The organism is uncultured Aquincola sp. (assembly GCF_964001545.1).
Taxonomy (GTDB): domain Bacteria; phylum Pseudomonadota; class Gammaproteobacteria; order Burkholderiales; family Burkholderiaceae_C; genus Aquincola.
Genome location: NZ_CAXFDV010000617.1, coordinates 1 through 3,808, shown reverse-complemented (window position 1 = coordinate 3,808; position 3,808 = coordinate 1). Strand labels below are relative to the sequence as shown.

The following is a 3,808-nucleotide window of genomic DNA, read 5'->3' as shown; positions in this document are numbered from 1 at the left end:
GCGCCGGGCTTGGGCGACTTGCTGGCGCGCAGGTGGGCCAGCACTTCATGGCCGGGCAGCACGCGCTCGACCAGCGCCTCCACCGCGCCGCCGGTGTCCTTGACGCCCAGCAGGCGCGCCTTGATCACGGCGGTGTCGTTGAAGACCAGCAGGTCGCCGGCGCGCAGCAGCTGCGGCAGGTCACGGAACTGGCGGTCGATGGGCATGAGCCCGGTGCCGTCGAGCAGGCGCGAAGCGCTGCGTTCGGCGGCGGGGTGTTGCGCGATGAGTTCGGGCGGCAGCTCGAAGTCGAAATCGCTGAGCGTGAAACGGCGGTTCTGGAGGGGCATGGGCTGCAGGCTTCACCGGCCTGTAGAGAGTGCAGGGCGGCACAATTGTTCCATGCCACCAGCCGCCGAACGAGCGACGACAGACACAGCCCCACGCGCGGCCCCGGCGCTGTCGGCGCCGCAGCGGGCCCTGCACAAGCTGGGCCTCAAGCGCGACATCGACCTGGCCCTGCACCTGCCGCTGCGCTACGAGGACGAAACCCGCAACATCCCCATCGGCCAGGCGCGTGAAGGCGGCACCGTGCAGGTGGAAGGCGTGGTGCTGGAGCACCGCGTGGAAACCCGCCCGCGCCGCCAGCTGGTGGTGCGCATGGCCGACGACAGCGGCGAGCTGACGCTGCGCTTTCTGCACTTCTACCCCTCGCAGCAAAAGGCCATGCCCGTGGGCCAGCGCGTGCGGGTGCGCGGCGAGCTGCGGGTGGGCTTTTTCGGCAAGGAGATGGTGCACCCCGCGGTGAAGGCCGTGACCGAAGACACCCCGCTGGCCCAGGCGATGACGCCGGTGTACCCGGCCAGCGCCCAGCTGCCGCAGGCCTACCTGCGCAAGGCGGTAGCGGGCGGCCTGCAGCGCGCCGCGCTGGGCGAAGTGCTGCCGCCCGAGGTGCTGCCGCCCGGCCTGCCCACGCTCAAGCAGGCGCTGCAGCTGCTGCACCACCCCACGCCGCAGACGCCCATCGCCGCGCTGGAAGACCGCAGCCACCCCGCCTGGGAACGGCTGAAGTTCGAGGAGCTGCTGGCCCAGCAGCTGAGCCAGCTGGAAGCCAAACGCGAGCGCGCCCGGCTGCAGGCGCCGGCCCTGAAGGCCGAGCCCGGCGGGCTGCCCGAGCGCTTGCTGGCCGCGCTGCCCTTTTCCCTCACCGGTGCGCAGCACCGGGTGTGCGAAGAGATCGCCGCCGACCTGGCACGGCCGCAGCCCATGCACCGGCTGCTGCAGGGCGACGTGGGTTCGGGCAAGACGGTGGTGGCCGCGTTGGCGGCGGCGGTGGCCATCGGCGCCGGCTGGCAGTGCGCGCTGATGGCGCCCACCGAGCTGCTGGCCGAGCAGCACTTCCGCAAGCTGGTGCAGTGGCTGGAACCGCTGGGCATTCGTGTGGCCTGGCTCAGCGGCAGCCGCAAGGGCAAGGCGCGGCAGCAGATGGTGGACATGGTGGCCTCCGGCGAAGCCGGGCTGGTGGTGGGCACCCATGCCGTCATCCAGCAGGACGTGAACTTCCATCGCCTGGGCCTGGCCATCGTCGACGAGCAGCACCGCTTCGGCGTGGCGCAGCGGCTGGCGCTGCGCTCCAAGCTGGAAGCCAGCACGCTGGAGCCGCACCTGCTGATGATGAGCGCCACGCCGATTCCGCGCACGCTGGCGATGACCTACTTCGCCGACCTGGCGGTGAGCACCATCGACGAACTGCCGCCGGGCCGCACACCGGTGCTGACCAAGGTGTTTGCCGACGGCCGCCGCGACGAAGTCATCGCCCGCATCGCCGACGAGGTGGAGGCCGGCCGCCAGGTGTACTGGGTGTGCCCGCTGATCGAGGAATCGGAAGCGCTGGACCTGCGCAACGCCACCGAAACCCATGCCGAGCTGTGCGCCGCCCTGCCCGGCCGCAGCGTGGGCCTGCTGCACGGCCGCATGCCGGCGGCCGACAAGGCGGCGGTGATGGCCGAGTTCAGCGCCGGCCGCATGCAGGTGCTGGTGGCCACCACCGTCATCGAGGTGGGCGTGGACGTGCCCAATGCCAGCCTGATGGTGATCGAGCATGCCGAGCGCTTCGGCCTGTCGCAGCTGCACCAGCTGCGCGGCCGGGTCGGCCGCGGCGCGGTGGCCAGCATCTGCGTGCTGCTGTACACCGGGCCGCTGTCGCCCTCGGGCAAGGCGCGGCTCAAGGCCATGGCCGGCACGAATGACGGCTTCGAGATCGCGCGGCTGGACCTGGAAATCCGTGGCCCCGGCGAATTCATGGGCGCCCGCCAGAGCGGCGATGCGCTGTTGCGCTTTGCCGACCTGGCGCAGGACGCGCCGCTGCTGGAACAGGCGCGCGAAGCCGCCGCGCTGCTGTTCAGCCGCCATCCGGCCGCCGCCCGCGCCCACCTGGAACGCTGGCTGGCCACCCGCGCCGAGTACCTCAAGGCCTGATCGCCGGCCCGGTGACAGGCCTGCTTGCATTTGCCGACAATGCGGCCATGACCCTGACCGAACTGCGCTACATCGTCGCCGTCGCCCGAGAGAAGCATTTCGGGCGCGCGGCCGAAGCCTGCTTCGTGTCGCAGCCCACGCTGTCGGTGGCCATCAAGAAGCTGGAAGAGGAGCTGGACGTCAAGCTCTTCGAGCGCGGCACCAACGAAGTGAGCGTCACCCCGCTGGGCGAAGCCATCGTGCGCCAGGCGCAGTCGGTGATCGAGCAGGCCGCCGCCATCAAGGACATCGCCAAGCGCGGCAAGGACCCGCTGAACGGCCCGCTCAAGCTGGGCATCATCTACACGATCGGCCCCTACCTGCTGCCCGAGCTGGTGCGCCACGCCATCGAGCTGACGCCGCAGATGCCGCTGATCCTGCAGGAGAACTTCACCGCCAAGCTGGTGGACATGCTGCGCACCGGCGAGCTGGACTGCGCCATCATGGCCGAGCCCTTCCCCGACACTGGCCTGGCCGTGGCCCCGCTGTACGACGAGCCCTTCACCATCGCCGTGCCCAAGGGCCACCCGCTGGCCAAGCGCAGCAGCGTGGGCGCCGATGAGTTGAAGCGCGAGACCATGCTGCTGCTGGGCACCGGCCACTGCTTCCGCGACCATGTGCTGGAGGTGTGCCCCGAATACGCCCGCTTTTCCAGCGACGCCGAGGGCATCCGCAAGAGCTTCGAAGGCAGCTCGCTGGAGACCATCAAGCACATGGTGGCCTCGGGCATGGGCGTGACGGTGGTGCCTCAGCTCTCGGTGCCGCGCGAGACCACCGGCGGGCTGGTGACCTACGTGCCCTTCGAGCCGCCGGTGCCGACGCGCCGGGTGGTGCTGGCCTGGCGCCGCACCTTCACCCGCTACGAGGCCATCGCCGCCCTTCGCAATGCGGTGTACGCCTGCCAGCTGGATGGGGTGACGCGGCTGACGGCTTGACCGGCGATCCGACCGTCATCGATAGTCTCAATCGATGGCTTTGCCACTGTTGATTGGCTCAAGCGCCATACGGCCGCTATCGTTGAGACAAATTCTGAGGAGCCCGTCATGCGCAAAGTCCGTCTGTCCCTCGGCCTGGCCGTCAACCTGGGTGGCATGGCCGCCGCCTTCCACTGGCTGGCCGGCGCGCTGCTGCACTGACAAGAGCGCGTAGAGTCGCTGCGCTACAGTCGTCCGTTACATCTTCAGGAGTGCATCGCATGAGCAAGAACAAGGGCAAGGACAAGTCGCCAGGCAGCGTGTCTGCACCGGTCATCCAGATCGGCATCAGCCCCGAAGACCGCGCCGCGATCGCCGGTGGCCTGTCCAAGCTGCTG

At 69.9% G+C, this 3,808-nt stretch carries 3 protein-coding genes; 2 read left to right on the top strand and 1 reads right to left on the bottom strand.

Features of this window, described 5'->3' with window-relative positions:
* On the bottom strand, nucleotides 1-329 hold a 329-nt coding region (locus tag ABNT58_RS21495; RefSeq protein WP_348755450.1), incomplete at its 3' end, for an S-adenosylmethionine:tRNA ribosyltransferase-isomerase.
* A gap of 52 nt (nucleotides 330-381) precedes the next feature.
* On the opposite strand from ABNT58_RS21495, the gene recG reads away from it, so the two are divergent.
* Nucleotides 382-2,457 carry an ATP-dependent DNA helicase RecG gene (recG, locus tag ABNT58_RS21490; protein ID WP_348755449.1) on the top strand — a complete coding sequence of 692 codons (2,076 nt, stop codon included), beginning with the start codon at nucleotides 382-384 and terminating at the stop codon, nucleotides 2,455-2,457.
* A gap of 47 nt (nucleotides 2,458-2,504) precedes the next feature.
* The gene (locus ABNT58_RS21485; RefSeq protein ID WP_348755448.1) at nucleotides 2,505-3,431 is read left to right on the top strand and encodes a LysR substrate-binding domain-containing protein; all 927 of its coding nucleotides are present in this window, start codon (nucleotides 2,505-2,507) and stop codon (nucleotides 3,429-3,431) included.
* Nucleotides 3,432-3,808 lie beyond the last annotated feature (377 nt).

What these genes read in the sequence shown, in the direction of transcription:
- ABNT58_RS21485 (WP_348755448.1), top strand. Translation starts at nt 2,505, where the DNA reads ATGACCCTGACCGAACTGCGCTACATCGTCGCCGTCGCCCGAGAGAAG.
- recG (WP_348755449.1), top strand. Translation starts at nt 382, where the DNA reads ATGCCACCAGCCGCCGAACGAGCGACGACAGACACAGCCCCACGCGCG.